Source organism: Mesorhizobium sp. WSM4817, assembly GCF_055811135.1.
In genome coordinates this window covers 320,315-334,805 of sequence record NZ_JBVVQQ010000005.1, presented here as the reverse complement: position 1 = coordinate 334,805, position 14,491 = coordinate 320,315, and the positions used below count along the sequence as shown (strand labels likewise).

Here is a 14,491-nt window from a genome sequence, read left to right as displayed (position 1 = left end):
CTGCCGATCTCCCCCTCAAGGGGGGAGATTGCGCGCTCAGCCCTTCCATCACTCCCTTAAAAGGACCCCGCTTCGATGACCCCATCCCCGCGTGCCGAAGCTCTCGGCAGGGCGCGGACGGCTGCCGATTTTGCTGCCGTCATCGCCTTGCTCGACAGCGACCTCAAAACTGCTGCCGCCCGCAAACAGGAACTGGAAAAGGCCAAGGGTCGTGCGATGTTCGGCCGTGGCGACCTGGCGGCGGCGCGCATTGCGCTCTCCGAGGCCAACGCCGTCGTTGCGCTGCTGGAAAAAACCCGTGAGGCGGCGAACGAGCGCCGTGCCGCCGCGCAAAGCGAAGACTGCGTCGACATCGCAGCACTTGCCGACGAGATCAGGGCAAACGCCGCTTCCCTCGACGAGCGCTGGCGCATGGCCCACTGGCTGGTCGAGCAGCTGCGCCAGCAATTGTTCGACGCCGATGCCTTGCGCGGTGCCGTCGCCACCGTCAACAGCCAGCTCGACGCCGCCGGCGTCGCCAACCTGAAAATCAACCCGACCGCCGTCCGGCGCGCCGCCGTGACCGGGCGGCGAGCGACAGCTCCGGCTCGTCTCAGCGCGGCAGCGATCCAGGCCGACAGACTGCTTCTGTCGCTGCTCAGCCCAGGCGGTGCGCTCGACCCGCGACCGGCGCTTGGCGCGCCGGTCGGAGGCATCGCGGGTCGATATTCGCTGCGTGGCCGGGGCCGCGGCTGACCATGTGCACGCTTGCCCTTATCGGCACGGCTCTCTCGGTCGGCGGCGCGCTGGTCGAAGGCCAGCAGTCGCGGCAGATGGCCGACTATCAGGCCAGAGCCTATGAGCAGCAGGCGCAGGCCGACGCGCAAGCCGCCGCCTTCGAGCAGGCCCAGGAGCGCCACAAGCAGGATCTGTTGCTGTCGCAGGCGCGCGCCCGGGCCGGCGCCTCGGGTGTCGCCCTGTCAGGCTCACCGAGCGAGGTGCTCGCCGCCAATGCAAGGCAGGGCCAGCTCGACATCAAGGCGATCCAGTACGGCTCGCAGCTGCGCCAGAACAATTTCGCCACGCAGGCCGCGATCTCGCGCTTTTCCGGCAGGCAGGCGGCGGCTGCCTCGATCTTCAGGGCCGGCGGCAATCTCGTGTCCGGCCTTTCCGGGCTGTACGACCCGAAGAAAGCGGTGACGTTCGGCAACAGCGCCTTTCCGCCGGCGCCGGGCGGAGGGCTTTACTGATGGCGACCATCCCCCTCCAGCTCGCCCAGCGCCGGCTCGACAGCGGCAGCGTGGTTTCCTATCCCGACAGCTCGCCGGTCGGCGCCGCCATGCAGGGCTTTGGCGACGAGTTCGCGGCCGTCGCCGAGCGTTTCCGCCAGCAGAAGCAGCAGCAGGACGCGTTCGACGCCGAGGTCATCGGCCGCGAGCTGAACGGACAGATCGCCCAGGCCGAGAAAGAAGCGATCCAGAATGCGCCGGCCGACGGCCGCGGCCTGCACGACGCCATGTATGGCCAGGCACGCAACGGTGTCGTCAAGCCCGGCCTGTTCGACAAGATCTTCGACAGCACCGTGCCAAAAATGCCGGAAAGTGAACGCGCCAGCTTCATCAGGCAAAAAGAGGCGATGAGATTGGCCGGGTCGGCGCGCATGGCCGCACAGCAATATGCGCGCCGCCAGGACTATGAGCAGGCCGAATGGTCCAAGGCGCAAGCTACGGAGCTCAATGCCATCGCGCAGAGCGACCCGGACGACACCGCGACGTTCGAGGCGATCAGGCAGAGTGGGTTCGACTTCATCGCCAAGATGGGCAACCCGGTCGCCCGGCAGCTGGCCGAAACCGGCTGGCGCAGCAACACGGCAAAGGCGCTCGCCCAGGCGATGCTCGCCAAGGACCCGAAGCGCGCTGCCGAAATGCTGGGTGCTGCGCCGGCCGCGCAGGCCGGTGGCGGTGAAACCACAGGCGCTGAAGGCACTGATCTGTCGGCGAAAAACCCGAATGGGCCCGCTTTGGGCGACGACCGCCTTGCTGATCTGACGCCCGACGACAGGGTTGCGCTCGCCCGGCTGGCCGGCGTCTCGGCGACGCAAAACTGATGTCGGCACCGGCGACCTGGCCAGGTTCTTCTTGTTACCTGGTCTGTTGCGTTGCCGTTGGCCCGCCGGCATCTTTAATGGCTTCCTCATGTTAGTGGGCTTTTTTATGGGAACCTAAACCCCCTCACAGGCATGGGGTCGTTTCCAAGGCGATAAGAGCGACGGCGGCCTTTCTTACAACACAGACTTGTGGTTCTGGATTTGAAATTCCCAAGCGCTGATGCGATCATTGGCAAATCCACCTCGCCCATCCAGGCTTCTCAGATGAAGGACTGCCTACCTTGTTGCGCCTAGATTCTTTTCCGATGCTGGCAAGGATCGTTTTTCCGATCACGTTGGCCGGCGTTCTCCTGCTCACGCTTCTGCCGGCGCGGTTCTTGCCGGATCTCGGCACGGCCGTCACCCTTCACGACGACAAGCTGCAGCACGCCATCGCCTTCGCCGTGCTGGCGGCCCTGGGAAGCCTCGGCTGGCCGGAACACAGGACAAGGCTGATTGTTCTCCTCGCCTTTACCGGCGCGGCGATCGAGGTGCTTCAGGGCGCGCAACTGATCGGGCGCGACCTGGATGGGCTCGACTGGGTTGCCGACTGCGCCGGCATCGCGTTGGGACTGACAATCGCCGGGACAAGCAGGCGCGTTGGCAAGCGCGTCGGCGGATTGCCGTAGGTCGCTGCGGCGGTTCAGGATAAAAGCGCTCCGTAGCGATCCTGCGCGCCCCCCTCTGTCCTGCCGGACATCTCCCCCACTTGGGGGGAGATCGGCAGCTTCGCGGACAGCGTCTTTTTTGCAAGGCTGGTGGTTGGCGAAATCAGTGATGAAGGCCAATCTCCCTCCTTGTGGGGGAGATGTCCGGCAGGACAGAGGGGGCGGGCGCTGTCCCTCCGCGATCAAAGGTTCTGCACCGCAGCAGCGCTCCGATGTCACGGAATGGATCTCAGGGTCTGCTCCGCACCCGCGGCGGCTAGTCGCCGATGTGCCATAGGCCGGTCCCGCCGCGCTGGAATCATAGCACTGTCAAGCCTCGCTTCGCGGGGCTTTTTTTATGGAGCAAGCCTGATGGCCCGACCCGCAACTGCCGCCGTTCGACTTCTGACCGGCGAACGCGAACCCGTGCGCCTGGCGACCACGGCCGGCATCCTGCTGCATCGCCTGCAGACCATCGACGGCGTGCCGGCTGAGGTCGGCGACCGCGTGCTGGTCAAGGACCAGGCCGACCCGACGCAGAACGGCATCTACACGGTGAGCGAAGGCGAGTGGTTCCGCGCCGCCGACGCCCGCACCGCCCGCACCTTGCAGAGGGGAACGACGGTTCACACCCAGATCGGGTCGGTCAATGCCGGCCGGGTGTTTGAATTCAGCGCCGACGAGCCGGTGGTGGGCAGCGATGCCATCACCATTGCCCCGTTCGTGCCGCCCGATATTTCGCAGGTGGTCGGTGCGGTGGTGACGCTGCGCGATGAAACGCAGGTGCTGAAGCATGCCAGCGCGGCCAGCGCTGGCCAGGCCGCCGCCAGCGCGTCCGCCTCCGCTGCCAATGCCGGACAGACCGCCGCCGATGTCGCTTCCACGGCGGCCAACCTGGCCGGCGCCCAGGCGGCACGCGACGCGTCGCTGTATGGCAAGGGCATCTTCCCGACGATCGTAGCCGCAATCGGCTTTGGCGTGGCTGGCTTCAGTGCCCTGGTCGGCGGCGCCGGCGGCACGAACGGCACGTTCGATCTGGCGTTTACCGGCGGCGCCGGTTCTGGCGCCGCAGGACGCTTCGTTGTCGCTGGCGGTGCTCTGACGATGATCCTGATCACGGCACCCGGTTCCTACACGGTCGCGCCGAGTTTCAGCTTCGCGGCGTCTGCGGGATTGGCCGGCGCAAGTGCGGCGGCGGTTTTGGGCCGGAATGTTGAAGTTGGTGAATACTTCTGGACCGAAATCAGCGATGGCATCCTTGGTATGTACACCGTCGCGGTCGGGCCGGTTGCCGTCGAGACCGGTGTTCGCACGTCGGCAGCGGAAGTTGTCGGCTTGATCGGGTCGCGGACGGTTGGGCCGGTCCTGATCACGGGCTCCGTCGGCGGCACGGCTGTTACCAATACCAGCGCCTATTATTGGCCGGGCTCTCTGTCGGCTGTCGATGAGTTTCTTTCGAGCCTAGAACTAGGCTTCGGCGCTGGGGCAGGAACAATCCATATCGTAATTGCCCAGGTCGAGGGCGATGGCACTTTAACTCTCGTCTCTCAACAAACCATCCCTGTCGTTGCCGGCCCGTCTTCCGTCAACTCGGGTCTCTCGATCCTGAAGCCAGCCGGCAGTGTCATGGGCCTGCAACGGACAGGAGCCGGCACATGGTATTATACGGCGGGGTCCATTCCGAACGGCGAAAGCAAGTGGTTCACGGCGACGGTTCCTACGTCACACACAGCCAAGACCGTCGACTTTGTCAATGGTCCGCAATGGAAAGCCACTTTCACGGGCGAAGTCGGTACAAAGGCACGTGCAGCCTACGACACCGCAAACGATCTGGTCGACATCGTCGGCACTGACCAGGTGGTCGGCTGGCCGAACCTGGTCAACACTGGCACGAATACCCCGGCGAACTACAGCGTCGTCATGCAAACGCCAGCGCCGGCCGATGGTTACATCACGGAAATTGATGTCGGTGCCAGCGGGGCCGGCACGGCCAGCATTCACGTCGTCCAGGCCAATGGCGATCTAACTGTTAACGTGATCAGCACGCATCAGATCACGTTGGCCAATGGTGTGAGCGAAATCCCCCTCAGCATACCGATTGCAGCGGGGCAGTATCCGTCAATCAGCGGCGGCGGCTACAAGTTTCAGAACAGCGTCAACCCGCAAGGCATCCCTGCATGGATCAGGTCTGGCGTACTGTCGAACGGCGCTATTGTGGCATCATCGACCCTGCACCGCTATGAGGTTGCGTTCACGATCAAAACTGGCCTCATCGCCGACGCTGCGCGGGCTCTGACAGGCGGCACACAGAACACCGGCATGAACCTGCTGGCGGACGCCGACCCGAATGGCGTCGTTGACGCGACCGCAATCTTTGCCTCGGCCGCTGCTGCCCATCCAAACCCGTATGTGCCGCCCGGCAGCTTCGCGTTGACGGCTATGCCTAAGTGGGGTGACGGTTTTTGGGGACCAGGAAAGCCGTTCGTCGGCGGCCGGAGGTTCTTCGTTCCGGCCCGCCCGTCGCTGTTTAATCTCTATGATGGCTTCCGGGCCAAGATGGCAGAGCATATCGCCAACAACGATGTGCTCTGCTTGATCGCCGATAGCATCGGTCATTGGGCGTTGGCCAGCAATGGCCCGGCGCATTGGTTTAATCGAGTTACCCAATTTGCCAATCTCGGCATTGCCGATGACGAGCCGGGCATGACGGCGCTGCGGCCAAGCTCCACCTACACGCCGGCCTTCTATGGCGTTGCGACCAGCGGAACCGTCTCGACGGGAACGCGCGGGCCACTTGGCGAAAGCATCATCCTTGCTGATGGTGCGTCCCTGGCGTTCACTGGAGCTTATGAACAGGTCGATGTCCACTACACCCGGGACGCCGGTCAAGGTTCGCTTGCCTTCGCTTTCGACGGTGGCGCGGCGTACAAGACCGTCAATGCTACCGGCGCTCTGGCGCTCGATCAATATTCCGGCCCGTCGATGACGGGGCAGGCTGCCAGCGGCAATTACACACTGACGGCGGTAGGCGGCCCTGTCGAAATAACCGGGCTTATCCGTCTCGGCATCAAGGCGGCCGGCTCGCGCCCGCGCCTACGCACGCTGCGCGCCTCGCATGGCAGCTATACGTTCGCCTCCTTCAATGCGGCGCGACTTGCTTCTGCCGTCGCGCAGTGCGGCTACGCTGGCGGCAAGATCGTGCCCGTTCTCGCCCTGGGCATCAACGATAGTTTCGGCACGCCGCCGGCAACGATTTCGACCAACATCACGTCGATAATCGACACGCTGGAAGCAGCCTTGGCTCCCCGCATCTTCGTGATGCCGCCAACGCGTCCGTCCTCGGCTTGGGATGCCAGCTATACGGGCGGCCGAACCTACGATGCCGCGCTTGGCGCGATCCGCCAGACCTACCGGTCGCGCAATGTCCTATCGATCCCGATCGACGGGTTCGATTATATCAACTCGGGGGCCTATCAAGAGGGCCTGCACTTCAACGACGTCGGCCATGACAGCAACGCCTTGCGCTTCATCGAATATGTCGCGGAGAGGGGATAGGCAAATGGCACAGGCAATTCAGCACAAGGGTGAGACGGTAGCCAAACTCTGGGAAGGCGAGGAGTGGGTCGTTGTCGGCACCAAGATCGAGCGGCATGGCTACCTCACGTCGACACTGTACATGTCGGACGAGCTGCATCCGAATGCAGCCGGCGCCATGCCACCTATGACGCCGAATGCCTGCGTCAAATGGTGCGTCGGGGTCTCTTCGATGCCTAGACTGAAATGGCGGCGTGTGGCAGATGTTCGCTGATGCGTATCTTCTCCACTATTCTCGCTGGTCGCCGCCGCTTTTCGTCTTGGATCGCCACAGGCGCCGCAAGGGAGAATGCCGTCATCGGGCCGCGCACGAAGTTCGGTGCCGGGGCGGAGATCTTCAATATTCATGGCGACAGGTCCCGGGTCTCAATCGGCGCGGACAGCCATCTGGACGGACATCTGCAGGTCTTTGCCCATGAGGGTCGGATCAATATCGATGACTGGTTCTACCTTGGTCCAGGCTCGACGATTTGGTCATCGGATCCGGTGGGGATCAAGATCGGCAAACATGTCCACGTCTCGTAGGGGGTGGCGATCCACGATACCAACTCGCATCCCATGGACCCGCAGAAGCGTTTTGCGCAGATGCAGGCCATCTTTCGCGAAGGCCACCCGCGCGTCGACCCAGGCATCCGCTCAGCACCGATCACAATCGGAGATGATGTCTGGATCGGCAACAGTGCCATGATAATGAAGGGTGTCACGATCGGCGACCGGGCGATAATTTCAGCCGGCTCAATCGTACGGTCGGACGTTCCGGCCGACGCTTTGGTGCGGCCGGACCGCGACCTGGTGAAATGAAATGATGCCTCGCTCATCAATGAGCGTCGTCCCATCATAGAGCGCCAACCATTCGCTTGCGCCAAGGCGCGGGCGAATGGCAACGGGCTAATGACGGCTGTCTTCCGGCTTGTTGTGAGGCTGGCTGTTCGACCACCAGACAAAATACAGCGAACCCACCTTCATGACTGGTACGCGGCGCTCGCGTTCGCGCCCCCGCAATTCGCGATAGACTTTTACCTTCAAGGTGCCGCCCGGCAGTTTGATGCGCACGGCCATCGGTTCAACTCCGCTGTGCAATTCAATGATGATGTGCGATGCAGCAATTAGAGAACTTCCCCAGCCGAAGAGTCAACGCCGATGCGCGCGTTTGCTGGCTTGACCGGAAGGGTTCAAGCGCAGCCGCCCGAGGACGGCTTTTTTCGGGCCGTCAAGGCGCTGCCTGAGATCGGTTTGGATCGTCGTCGGGCTGGTCGTTCAACGAACGCGGCCGGTTCGACCACCAGCTGAAATACAGCGAGCCCAGCTTCAGAACCGGGATGCGGCGGGCGCGCTCACGCTCGCGCAACTCCCGATACACCTTCATCTTCAAGGTGCCGCCCGGCAACCTGATACGCACTGCCATTGCTCCCAACCCCCGTTGTGCAATGCAGCGACTTAGAGAGCTTCCGTGGCGGAAGGGTCAAGGGCTGATCGTTGATTCTTTCTGCGGCTGTTTTCCGGGACCGGTTCCAAGAACGGTCCGGGCGGGTGAATGGTGAATGGTAGTAGTGAGTAGTGAGTAGTGAGTAGTGAGTAGTGAGTAGTGAGTAGTGAGTAGTGAGTGGTGAGTAGAGTGAGAGCACCTTCTTCACTATTCACTATTCACCCACTCCCTTTGGCGGGCGTCCGGACGGACGATCCGAAATGCTGCTCGGCCACCAGACGATGAAATAGTCTCCAAGCCGCCAGACCGGGACTTGGCGCTTCTGCTCGCGGCGGCGCAGCTCGTCCTTTTTCTTGATCTTCAGTGTCCCGCCCGGAAGCCTGATCCTGATTGTCACGCGCCCTCCCGCACCTGTTCCCATGGGGTATGAACGGTTCATGGGAGCAGTTTATTCCGGCTAAGCGGTTTCCATCCCGATGGCAAGACGGAACGAGCTGTTCTCAACTGGTCAACGCCGTCAGTTGAAGAAATTCGCCATGCCCTGGAAGGCCAGGAACGCATAGACGATCGGCCCGGCAATCAGCCCGCAATAGAGGCACAGGATCACCGCCAGCGCCACAAGCAGCGGCTTGTCGCGGCCGACCGCGCAGAGCGCGGCCTTCACCGTCCAGCGCGCCGTTCCTTCGTCTTGCGACATCGGCAAATCCCCACAGTTTGGGGCCATTTCACACAATCGCCTGCAAACATCAATCGGGGCGCCTGCAAACATCAACCTGGGAAAGGACCAAGACCATGGACATGACGTTCAAGGGCGCCGCCAGGCGCCTCGACGATCTCGATCTGCCAAGACTTGGCGCCAGCATCGGCGTCGGCGAAGACGAGATCCACGCCTTTCTCGATGTCGAAACCAGCGGGCATGGCTTCGACGCCCAGGGCCGGCCGGTCATCCTGTTCGAGCCGCATGTGTTTTACCGCAATCTGGCGGGCGCGGCTCGGGCAAGGGCGGTAGCGGCCGGCCTTGCCTATGCCAAATGGGGCGAAAAGCCTTATCCCCGCGACAGCTATCCGCGCCTGAAAGCCGCCTGCGCCATCGACGACACGGCGGCGCTCAGATCGGCGTCATGGGGGCTCGGCCAGGTGCTCGGCGAGAATTTCAGGGCGGCCGGCTTCCCCACCGTGCAGGCCATGGTCGAAGCCATGATGGCGGACGAGGCGCTGCAGCTGGCGGCGGCGGTCAATTTCATCGCCGCCAACCGGCTCGACGGCAAATTGCGCAAGCATGACTGGGCCGGCTTCGCCAAGGGCTACAATGGCGCATCCTATGGGAAGAACGCCTACGATATCCGGCTTGCCGAGGCGTTCCGCAAATGGTCCGGGATCAGGGACACGCCGCCCCCTCCGGCGCCGGTTCCGATCCCGCATTCGCCGCAACCGAACGGTTTCACGCCCGTCAAGGCAGAGCCGGGCAAAGCCGGAGTGCGGCGCGGACCGTTTTCCGGACCGTTCTCCGGATTACGGGCCGCAGTGCTGGCTCCGTTGGTCGCCGCAATCCTCTCCCTGTTTCGAAAGGCCCCCTCCTTGTTTCGAAAGGTAAAGCCATGAACTGGTTCAATACCAACGCCGCGCACAATCTGATCAATGTGCTGATCCTGCTGCTCACCGGCCTGGTGGGCTTCGACTGGACGCTGTTCGGCATCGACGCCGCCCTGGCGCTAAAAATCACCGGGGTGCTGGCCCTGCTCAAGATCCTGATCAATGTCGTGCGCGACGGCGTCGCCGGCCTCGTCAGAAACCAGCCTGCCGTGGAGGGCAATTGAGATGTGGGTGCTTTCCATGCTGGGCGCGCTCGCCGGCAACACGACGATCTTGGCGATTTTTGCCGCGCTCGCCGGCGGCATCGGCCTGTTTGTCGCCGGCGGTCGGGCCAACAAGGATGCGGCCAGGCGAGCGGCAGAAAAACTCGTTGCCGTCGAGGAGCGCCTCGAAATGGACCGCGAGGCGACCGATGCCGAACGCCTGGCGCGCGACCTGCCGGACGAAGTCGCACGGCGGGAGGCGATGCGATGGTCAAAGCGCTGATGCTGCTGCTCGGGTGCCTGTTGCCCAAGTGCCTGCTGTTTGGCGGCCTGCTGCTCGCCGGGTGCGCAACGCCGGTTTCGCCGGCGCGCCAGGTTTGGTGCGACCACAACCAGCCGCGTCGTGCGTCCGCCGTCGTCGTCGCCGCCATGACGCGGCCGGAGCTCGACGAGATGAATGCCTACAACGGCAAGGGCGCCAGATGGTGCGGGTGGAAGCCATGATACAGGAACTTTTCGACGCGCTCGGCATCAAGGCGCCGGTGGTGGTCGCCGGCCTTTCCGGCGGGATTTTGCGAGCCCTGTCGCGCCACCGCTACAAGGTTCGCGAGATGGTGGCGTCGCCGATCTGCGGCGCGCTGGCGGCGGCCTACCTGACCTTGCCGGTGGTGCATTATTTCCGCGCCACCGGCCTGGCGATTCCAGCCAACGACGACACCACGACGCTGGCCGCGGCGTTCCTCATCGGCGTCTCGGCGATGTGGATCTCGGACATCGTCTTCGAAGTGGTGGTCAGGCGGTTCAAGCCCGAGAAGGAGGAGTGAGATCGCGGCTGTCTTGTTGCGCCGCAGTAGCACTCTTGCGGGAGACGCTGGTAAAGGTGGGGTGAAGGTGCGGAACCACGGGCAAAGCTGCGCGTTAGGCACGACCTTTGCGAGGATGCAGCATGCCAGCTCGCCCAATCGTCCCGACAGCCGCAGCGATCCTGCTCGCCGCCACAAGCATGGCTTACGGCCGGCCGGATGCGCGCACCATGACATGCGAACAGACGCAGCAGCTGATCCAGAGCCGGCGCGCCGTCGTCCTGTCCACCGGCCGCAACACCTATGATCGATATGTCCGCCAATACGGCAATGAGTGCGACTGGCCCGAAGCGCCCGTCACCTCCTACATCAGGACGCTTGACGGTCAATGTCGGGTCCATCGATGCGAGGAACCGGTTCTCGGATTGCGATGATGCGCCATTAAAGTCCGGGATCAAACACCTAGGGGTCTGCGCCGCGTCGCTTCGCTCCTTGCTTCGCCCTAGGATGACGAAGGTGTAGTAGCGTATGGCTAATCGCCAGCGTTGGAGATTGGTGCTAGAAGCAGCCGGCGCCTGATCCAAGGTCTCTTCCCGCGACGTCTCTTCGCCCCGACCACCAAGGTGGGCCGATGCGCTAAAAGCCGAAGGTTGCGGAACCACGGGCGAAGGTGCGCGTTGGGCACGACCCTTGAGAGGATCTATCATGCCAGCTCGCCCAATCGTCGCGACAGCCGCAGCGATCCTGATCGCCGCCACAGGCATGGCTCACGCCCGGCCGGATACGCGCGCCATGACATGCGAACAGACGCAGCTTCTGATCCAGAGCCGGCGCGCGGTGGTGCTGACCACCGGCCGCAACACCTATGACCGCTATGTCCGCCGGTTCGGCAATGAATGCGACTGGCCCGAAGTGCCTGTCGCCGCCTATGTCCGGACGCTTGACGGTCAATGCCGGGTCCACCGATGCGAGGAGCCGGTGTTCTTTTTCCCGGACTAGTGGGTCTTCGTTATCCCAGGGGGAGCAAGGAGCGAAGCGACGCGGCGCGGAAGCGTAACGAGCAGGGTTGCGGATGCAAGCGCCGTTCTGGGCCGCTGCATTCTTCGGCTGGCGTAACGGCATGGATCCCAGGGTCTGCGCCGCGTCGCTCCTTGCTTGCCCTAGGATGACGAAGGCATGGTGGGATTTGGCCAATCGCCAGCGTTGGCGATTGGCCGGCCACCGGCCGGCAGCTAAGGTCCCACGGCCTCTAGGATTAGCCAAACCACCCCTCCACTTCGTCATCCCAGGGTCTGCGCCGCGTCGCTTCGCTCCTTGCTTGCCCTGGGATGACGAAGGCGTGGTGGGATTTGGCTAATCGCCAGCGTTGGCGATTGGCGGTTGCAGCCAGAGGCCCCGCTCTAGAAGCCGAAGAACTGCCAGCCGACCAGGTAGCCAAGCGCGACGACTGCCAGGGGAAACAAGGCTGGCGCCAGCCGGCTCAGGGCGGAGCTCCTTGCCGGCTCCCTTGGGGAACTTCTTTCGGCGTTTCCGAGGTTCTTGGTCATTCCGCTATAGTAGCAATCGCTGATTAACGATTCCCCAACATGCCGCGCCGGCGCGATTGAGCCGGGCGGCTTGCTGCAGGCGGGAACCAATCGCCGCCAACCGGCTTTGGCAAGGAGGCGATCGTTCGCGCGGAGGCGTTCGACATGAAACCTTTCGCATTCCTGCCAATCACGCTGCTCGGCGCACTGGTGTTGGCGGCGCCGGTTGCCGCCCAGACGGATAACCAGACACAAGACCGGGCGCGTGCCGGCCATTGCCAGGCGCAGCCGCAGAACGGCCAGCAGCAGCCGCCGCCGCCCGTCAACAACGGTGACAACAACAACCTGACCGACACGCTTGAACCCTGCAACGGCGTGCTGCTGCCGCCGCCGACCGGCGATCAGGGCATGGCCGCACCGCCGCCAGACCAAGGCAGGACACCGGTGCTCAAGCCCGGCGAGGTCCCGGCGCAGCCGCCGAAACCATAGATTGAGAGCATTTGCCGGTCTCGCGCCTGACGGTGCCTGCGCCGGCAGCTTTTTTGCTGGGGGGCGGAACATTAGTTATGACTAAATGTTGTTTTCGAAGCAGTCGATATCACCCCCCTCCGGTATCGCTGCTGATCGGGCAAAACCGATCGGCCCGCGCGCTTGGGCGACCAAGATCGCGGGCCACTGCCAGCCAACGCGGCGATCAATTAGTCGGCGCTCACGGAACAAGACGGTTTCGTCAAACGTTGGCTTTTGGGCTGAGTCGTCCCGACTGAGGACAGCAGAGCCCGCAAACCAGACAGGAGAAGACGATGAAAATCCACCTTGTTCCTGCCGCCGCCGGGCTGGCTTTGCTGGCCGGTGTCGGCGTCGCCACCGCAGACCAGGTGATTATCACGCCCGAGCAGCAGACGGTCGTCCGCCAATATGTGGAGAGGCACCCGCTGGCGTCGATCAGCCTCTTGGGCGTGGAACTCAACGTCGGTTCCACGTTGCCCGACACGGTTGAACTTCACGAGGTTCCCGACGTCGAATACAGATACGTAGTCGTCGACGGTCGCACCGTGCTGGTCGATCCCGGCACCCGCAGGATCGTGCAGGTCATCGACTGACCTTCACCCGCCGCTCTCCCGGGAAGACGCGGGAAGAGCGGCGGCTCGCCGGCAGGCAGCCGGCTGTCGATCGTCTTCGTGGCGGGACGGAAGGAGCCATTTCCATGTTGCCGCATGTCGAATCACGCGATGTGGCCGCATCCGTCGACAAGCTGCTTGCCGAACGGGGCTCTGCCCTGTTGTCGATGAAGGCGTTGATTGCAGCCGTGCGTGAGCAAACCGGAACGGAGCGCTCGGAAGCGGATCTGGCGGGGCTGATCACCAAAAAGGCGGCACTCCTCGGGGTCGCGGTCCTGTCCGATTTAGGCGGGCCGGACCCGGGCCGACCCGACCCTGGCCGACCCAATCTGGGCCGAAGCCCCCAAGACGCCGGTCGAAAATTCAGCTAGAAGTTGTCGCTCACCGATTTGAGCCGAGGAGGCAACAGTGACTGATAACAGGCAGGAACGCATTCGCCGGCGGGCTCACGCGATCTGGGAGCAGGCCGGCCGGCCCGACGGCGCGCATCAGCAGCACTGGGACCAGGCCGCGGCCGAGATCGACGGTGGGGAAAGCGGACCCAAAGCCAAGACTGCTCGGCCAAAGGCGCCGGCTCGGCCGAAGGCGCCGGCTCGGCCGAAGGAGCCGGCGGCCGGCAAGGTGACCAGTTCAAAGACTGCCCGGCCGCGCAAGGGCTAGCCGCCATCTGATGTGGTGCTCTACGGCGCCCCCCTCTGTCCTGCCGGACATCTCCCCCACGAGGGGGAGATTGGCAGCTTCCACGACGGCACTCTTCTTGCGACTTTTGTGATTGGCGAAATCAGTGATGACAGCCAATCTCCCCCCAAGTGGGGGAGATGTCCGGCAGGACAGAGGGGGGCGCCTCGCTCTGCCATCAAAGGTTTCGCACATAACGCTTCGGCCGCGGGACGAAGCACTGTCCCGCGGCCGAAGCGCTGGTCCCGAAATCGATCTCGGCTACATGCCGCAGTGCCTGTCGTTGACGGTCGGTGAAACCGTGCCGGGAGCCTTGTGCGTGGCATCAGGCATCGCGCCCTGCGGGCTTGGCGGGCAGTTCCGATCGGCATTGGAATTCGTGCCGTCGGGGCCCGCAATGATGCTACCGGTAATCCCGGTATCGACAGCATCCGGCTCGGCCAGGTTCGGATCGGTCGGGGCCGGGTCGATGACGACGCTTCTACCGCTGCCGGGAGCCATGCCAGCCTCTGTGTCGGCTGGGTCGGCTGTGCTCTGGGCCATCGCAGAAGTGGCCAGGCCAGCGGCGAGCACGGACGCCGCGAGTAACTTCGTAAGCATGGTTTGCCTCCATTTGTCTCCATTTTTTCGGTCGTCGCCGCATCGCGACTATAGAAAAAACCGCTCGGGCGTGGTGAAGGTTCCCGTAAAATTGCAGCCTGCGACGAACCGTCGTGATCAGCAGGGCCGTCGTGATCGGGAGGGGCCGTCGTGATCAGCAGGGCAATCTTGCCCG

Annotated in this window: 25 protein-coding genes; 19 read left to right on the top strand and 6 right to left on the bottom strand. The window is 63.6% G+C overall.

From position 1 onward, the window contains the following. The first annotated feature begins 75 nt into the window (after positions 1 to 75). The 4 genes from AC0L2K_RS10355 to AC0L2K_RS10340 all read left to right on the top strand — a co-directional run bounded on the left by AC0L2K_RS10355 (position 76) and on the right by AC0L2K_RS10340 (position 2,754). Positions 76 to 735: a hypothetical protein gene (locus tag AC0L2K_RS10355; RefSeq protein ID WP_473531272.1), complete on the top strand. Its 660-nt coding sequence runs from the start codon at positions 76 to 78 to the stop codon at positions 733 to 735. 2 nt (positions 736 to 737) lie between these two features. Continuing rightward, positions 738 to 1,229, top strand: a complete 492-nt coding sequence (locus tag AC0L2K_RS10350; RefSeq protein ID WP_473531271.1) for a hypothetical protein — start codon at positions 738 to 740, stop codon at positions 1,227 to 1,229. Further along, positions 1,229 to 2,086 (top strand): hypothetical protein, encoded by an 858-nt coding sequence (locus AC0L2K_RS10345; RefSeq protein WP_473531270.1) that lies wholly within the window; start codon positions 1,229 to 1,231, stop codon positions 2,084 to 2,086. Before AC0L2K_RS10350 ends, AC0L2K_RS10345 begins: the two co-directional genes overlap by 1 nt. Before the next feature lie 305 nt (positions 2,087 to 2,391). Continuing rightward, a complete protein-coding gene (locus tag AC0L2K_RS10340; protein WP_036262918.1) occupies positions 2,392 to 2,754 on the top strand; it encodes a VanZ family protein in 363 nt (120 codons plus the stop codon). A 348-nt stretch (positions 2,755 to 3,102) separates the two neighbouring features. On the opposite strand, the gene AC0L2K_RS10335 is transcribed toward AC0L2K_RS10340, so the two are convergent. Beyond that, positions 3,103 to 3,567, bottom strand: a complete 465-nt coding sequence (locus AC0L2K_RS10335) for a hypothetical protein (RefSeq protein WP_473531269.1) — start codon at positions 3,565 to 3,567, stop codon at positions 3,103 to 3,105. Here AC0L2K_RS10335 and AC0L2K_RS10330 point away from each other — a divergent pair. From AC0L2K_RS10330 to AC0L2K_RS10315, 4 genes are read left to right on the top strand one after another with little or no spacing between them, the layout of a single operon-like run. Beyond that, positions 3,529 to 6,327, top strand: a complete 2,799-nt coding sequence (locus tag AC0L2K_RS10330; protein ID WP_473531268.1) for an SGNH/GDSL hydrolase family protein — start codon at positions 3,529 to 3,531, stop codon at positions 6,325 to 6,327. The two genes, AC0L2K_RS10335 and AC0L2K_RS10330, sit on opposite strands and share 39 nt — an antisense overlap. Positions 6,328 to 6,331: 4 nt before the next feature. Beyond that, the gene (locus AC0L2K_RS10325; RefSeq protein WP_473531267.1) at positions 6,332 to 6,580 is read left to right on the top strand and encodes a hypothetical protein; all 249 of its coding nucleotides are present in this window, start codon (positions 6,332 to 6,334) and stop codon (positions 6,578 to 6,580) included. Further along, positions 6,580 to 6,891 carry a hypothetical protein gene (locus AC0L2K_RS10320; protein ID WP_473531266.1) on the top strand — a complete coding sequence of 104 codons (312 nt, stop codon included), beginning with the start codon at positions 6,580 to 6,582 and terminating at the stop codon, positions 6,889 to 6,891. The genes AC0L2K_RS10325 and AC0L2K_RS10320 overlap by 1 nt, the downstream gene beginning before the upstream one ends. Positions 6,892 to 6,924: 33 nt before the next feature. After that, positions 6,925 to 7,167: a DapH/DapD/GlmU-related protein gene (locus tag AC0L2K_RS10315; protein WP_473531265.1), complete on the top strand. Its 243-nt coding sequence runs from the start codon at positions 6,925 to 6,927 to the stop codon at positions 7,165 to 7,167. Between the two features lie 87 nt (positions 7,168 to 7,254). Here the strand turns inward: AC0L2K_RS10315 and AC0L2K_RS10310 are convergent, their stop codons facing one another. The 4 genes from AC0L2K_RS10310 to AC0L2K_RS10295 all read right to left on the bottom strand — a co-directional run bounded on the left by AC0L2K_RS10310 (position 7,255) and on the right by AC0L2K_RS10295 (position 8,489). After that, complete coding sequence (locus tag AC0L2K_RS10310) at positions 7,255 to 7,425, bottom strand: hypothetical protein (protein ID WP_473531264.1); 171 nt, start codon at positions 7,423 to 7,425, stop codon at positions 7,255 to 7,257. A 151-nt stretch (positions 7,426 to 7,576) separates the two neighbouring features. After that, the gene (locus AC0L2K_RS10305; RefSeq protein WP_473531263.1) at positions 7,577 to 7,771 is read right to left on the bottom strand and encodes a hypothetical protein; all 195 of its coding nucleotides are present in this window, start codon (positions 7,769 to 7,771) and stop codon (positions 7,577 to 7,579) included. 235 nt (positions 7,772 to 8,006) lie between these two features. Continuing rightward, positions 8,007 to 8,189 carry a hypothetical protein gene (locus AC0L2K_RS10300; protein ID WP_023798597.1) on the bottom strand — a complete coding sequence of 61 codons (183 nt, stop codon included), beginning with the start codon at positions 8,187 to 8,189 and terminating at the stop codon, positions 8,007 to 8,009. Between the two features lie 120 nt (positions 8,190 to 8,309). Further along, positions 8,310 to 8,489, bottom strand: a complete 180-nt coding sequence (locus tag AC0L2K_RS10295; protein WP_473531262.1) for a hypothetical protein — start codon at positions 8,487 to 8,489, stop codon at positions 8,310 to 8,312. Between the two features lie 95 nt (positions 8,490 to 8,584). Here AC0L2K_RS10295 and AC0L2K_RS10290 point away from each other — a divergent pair, with 95 nt between their 5' ends. The 11 genes from AC0L2K_RS10290 to AC0L2K_RS10240 all read left to right on the top strand — a co-directional run bounded on the left by AC0L2K_RS10290 (position 8,585) and on the right by AC0L2K_RS10240 (position 13,698). Then, positions 8,585 to 9,394 (top strand): N-acetylmuramidase family protein, encoded by an 810-nt coding sequence (locus tag AC0L2K_RS10290; RefSeq protein WP_473531261.1) that lies wholly within the window; start codon positions 8,585 to 8,587, stop codon positions 9,392 to 9,394. After that, a complete protein-coding gene (locus tag AC0L2K_RS10285) occupies positions 9,391 to 9,609 on the top strand; it encodes a hypothetical protein (RefSeq protein ID WP_023798600.1) in 219 nt (72 codons plus the stop codon). The genes AC0L2K_RS10290 and AC0L2K_RS10285 overlap by 4 nt, the downstream gene beginning before the upstream one ends. A 1-nt stretch (position 9,610) precedes the next feature. Continuing rightward, positions 9,611 to 9,871, top strand: coding sequence for a hypothetical protein (locus AC0L2K_RS10280; protein ID WP_473531260.1), 261 nt, complete (start codon positions 9,611 to 9,613; stop codon positions 9,869 to 9,871). Further along, positions 9,856 to 10,092: a hypothetical protein gene (locus AC0L2K_RS10275; protein WP_287346603.1), complete on the top strand. Its 237-nt coding sequence runs from the start codon at positions 9,856 to 9,858 to the stop codon at positions 10,090 to 10,092. The genes AC0L2K_RS10280 and AC0L2K_RS10275 overlap by 16 nt, the downstream gene beginning before the upstream one ends. Continuing rightward, the gene (locus AC0L2K_RS10270) at positions 10,071 to 10,412 is read left to right on the top strand and encodes a hypothetical protein (protein WP_473531259.1); all 342 of its coding nucleotides are present in this window, start codon (positions 10,071 to 10,073) and stop codon (positions 10,410 to 10,412) included. Before AC0L2K_RS10275 ends, AC0L2K_RS10270 begins: the two co-directional genes overlap by 22 nt. 122 nt (positions 10,413 to 10,534) lie before the next feature. Continuing rightward, the gene (locus tag AC0L2K_RS10265; RefSeq protein WP_473531258.1) at positions 10,535 to 10,825 is read left to right on the top strand and encodes a hypothetical protein; all 291 of its coding nucleotides are present in this window, start codon (positions 10,535 to 10,537) and stop codon (positions 10,823 to 10,825) included. 271 nt (positions 10,826 to 11,096) lie between these two features. After that, positions 11,097 to 11,390 (top strand): hypothetical protein, encoded by a 294-nt coding sequence (locus tag AC0L2K_RS10260; protein WP_128247688.1) that lies wholly within the window; start codon positions 11,097 to 11,099, stop codon positions 11,388 to 11,390. 692 nt (positions 11,391 to 12,082) lie between these two features. Further along, positions 12,083 to 12,406 (top strand): hypothetical protein, encoded by a 324-nt coding sequence (locus AC0L2K_RS10255; RefSeq protein WP_128247689.1) that lies wholly within the window; start codon positions 12,083 to 12,085, stop codon positions 12,404 to 12,406. Positions 12,407 to 12,720: 314 nt separating this feature from the next. Continuing rightward, positions 12,721 to 13,020, top strand: coding sequence for a DUF1236 domain-containing protein (locus tag AC0L2K_RS10250; protein ID WP_287175828.1), 300 nt, complete (start codon positions 12,721 to 12,723; stop codon positions 13,018 to 13,020). Positions 13,021 to 13,124: 104 nt separating this feature from the next. Further along, positions 13,125 to 13,409, top strand: coding sequence for a hypothetical protein (locus tag AC0L2K_RS10245; RefSeq protein WP_287175826.1), 285 nt, complete (start codon positions 13,125 to 13,127; stop codon positions 13,407 to 13,409). Between the two features lie 37 nt (positions 13,410 to 13,446). Then, positions 13,447 to 13,698, top strand: coding sequence for a DUF2934 domain-containing protein (locus AC0L2K_RS10240; protein ID WP_473531257.1), 252 nt, complete (start codon positions 13,447 to 13,449; stop codon positions 13,696 to 13,698). A gap of 279 nt (positions 13,699 to 13,977) precedes the next feature. Here the strand turns inward: AC0L2K_RS10240 and AC0L2K_RS10235 are convergent, their stop codons facing one another. Further along, the gene (locus tag AC0L2K_RS10235; protein WP_287052745.1) at positions 13,978 to 14,316 is read right to left on the bottom strand and encodes a hypothetical protein; all 339 of its coding nucleotides are present in this window, start codon (positions 14,314 to 14,316) and stop codon (positions 13,978 to 13,980) included. Positions 14,317 to 14,491: the final 175 nt, after the last annotated feature.

Bases quoted from the DNA above. Each gene is read 5' to 3' on its own strand.
- AC0L2K_RS10285 (WP_023798600.1), top strand. From the start codon at position 9,391: ATGAACTGGTTCAATACCAACGCCGCGCACAATCTGATCAATGTGCTG.
- AC0L2K_RS10235 (WP_287052745.1), bottom strand. From the start codon at position 14,316: ATGCTTACGAAGTTACTCGCGGCGTCCGTGCTCGCCGCTGGCCTGGCC.
- AC0L2K_RS10305 (WP_473531263.1), bottom strand. From the start codon at position 7,771: ATGGCAGTGCGTATCAGGTTGCCGGGCGGCACCTTGAAGATGAAGGTG.
- AC0L2K_RS10295 (WP_473531262.1), bottom strand. From the start codon at position 8,489: ATGTCGCAAGACGAAGGAACGGCGCGCTGGACGGTGAAGGCCGCGCTC.
- AC0L2K_RS10280 (WP_473531260.1), top strand. From the start codon at position 9,611: ATGTGGGTGCTTTCCATGCTGGGCGCGCTCGCCGGCAACACGACGATC.
- AC0L2K_RS10340 (WP_036262918.1), top strand. From the start codon at position 2,392: ATGCTGGCAAGGATCGTTTTTCCGATCACGTTGGCCGGCGTTCTCCTG.
- AC0L2K_RS10260 (WP_128247688.1), top strand. From the start codon at position 11,097: ATGCCAGCTCGCCCAATCGTCGCGACAGCCGCAGCGATCCTGATCGCC.
- AC0L2K_RS10255 (WP_128247689.1), top strand. From the start codon at position 12,083: ATGAAACCTTTCGCATTCCTGCCAATCACGCTGCTCGGCGCACTGGTG.
- AC0L2K_RS10335 (WP_473531269.1), bottom strand. From the start codon at position 3,567: ATGCTTCAGCACCTGCGTTTCATCGCGCAGCGTCACCACCGCACCGAC.
- AC0L2K_RS10310 (WP_473531264.1), bottom strand. From the start codon at position 7,425: ATGGCCGTGCGCATCAAACTGCCGGGCGGCACCTTGAAGGTAAAAGTC.
- AC0L2K_RS10270 (WP_473531259.1), top strand. From the start codon at position 10,071: ATGGTGCGGGTGGAAGCCATGATACAGGAACTTTTCGACGCGCTCGGC.
- AC0L2K_RS10245 (WP_287175826.1), top strand. From the start codon at position 13,125: ATGTTGCCGCATGTCGAATCACGCGATGTGGCCGCATCCGTCGACAAG.
- AC0L2K_RS10290 (WP_473531261.1), top strand. From the start codon at position 8,585: ATGGACATGACGTTCAAGGGCGCCGCCAGGCGCCTCGACGATCTCGAT.
- AC0L2K_RS10355 (WP_473531272.1), top strand. From the start codon at position 76: ATGACCCCATCCCCGCGTGCCGAAGCTCTCGGCAGGGCGCGGACGGCT.
- AC0L2K_RS10345 (WP_473531270.1), top strand. From the start codon at position 1,229: ATGGCGACCATCCCCCTCCAGCTCGCCCAGCGCCGGCTCGACAGCGGC.
- AC0L2K_RS10250 (WP_287175828.1), top strand. From the start codon at position 12,721: ATGAAAATCCACCTTGTTCCTGCCGCCGCCGGGCTGGCTTTGCTGGCC.
- AC0L2K_RS10320 (WP_473531266.1), top strand. From the start codon at position 6,580: ATGCGTATCTTCTCCACTATTCTCGCTGGTCGCCGCCGCTTTTCGTCT.
- AC0L2K_RS10265 (WP_473531258.1), top strand. From the start codon at position 10,535: ATGCCAGCTCGCCCAATCGTCCCGACAGCCGCAGCGATCCTGCTCGCC.
- AC0L2K_RS10275 (WP_287346603.1), top strand. From the start codon at position 9,856: ATGGTCAAAGCGCTGATGCTGCTGCTCGGGTGCCTGTTGCCCAAGTGC.
- AC0L2K_RS10315 (WP_473531265.1), top strand. From the start codon at position 6,925: ATGGACCCGCAGAAGCGTTTTGCGCAGATGCAGGCCATCTTTCGCGAA.
- AC0L2K_RS10350 (WP_473531271.1), top strand. From the start codon at position 738: ATGTGCACGCTTGCCCTTATCGGCACGGCTCTCTCGGTCGGCGGCGCG.
- AC0L2K_RS10325 (WP_473531267.1), top strand. From the start codon at position 6,332: ATGGCACAGGCAATTCAGCACAAGGGTGAGACGGTAGCCAAACTCTGG.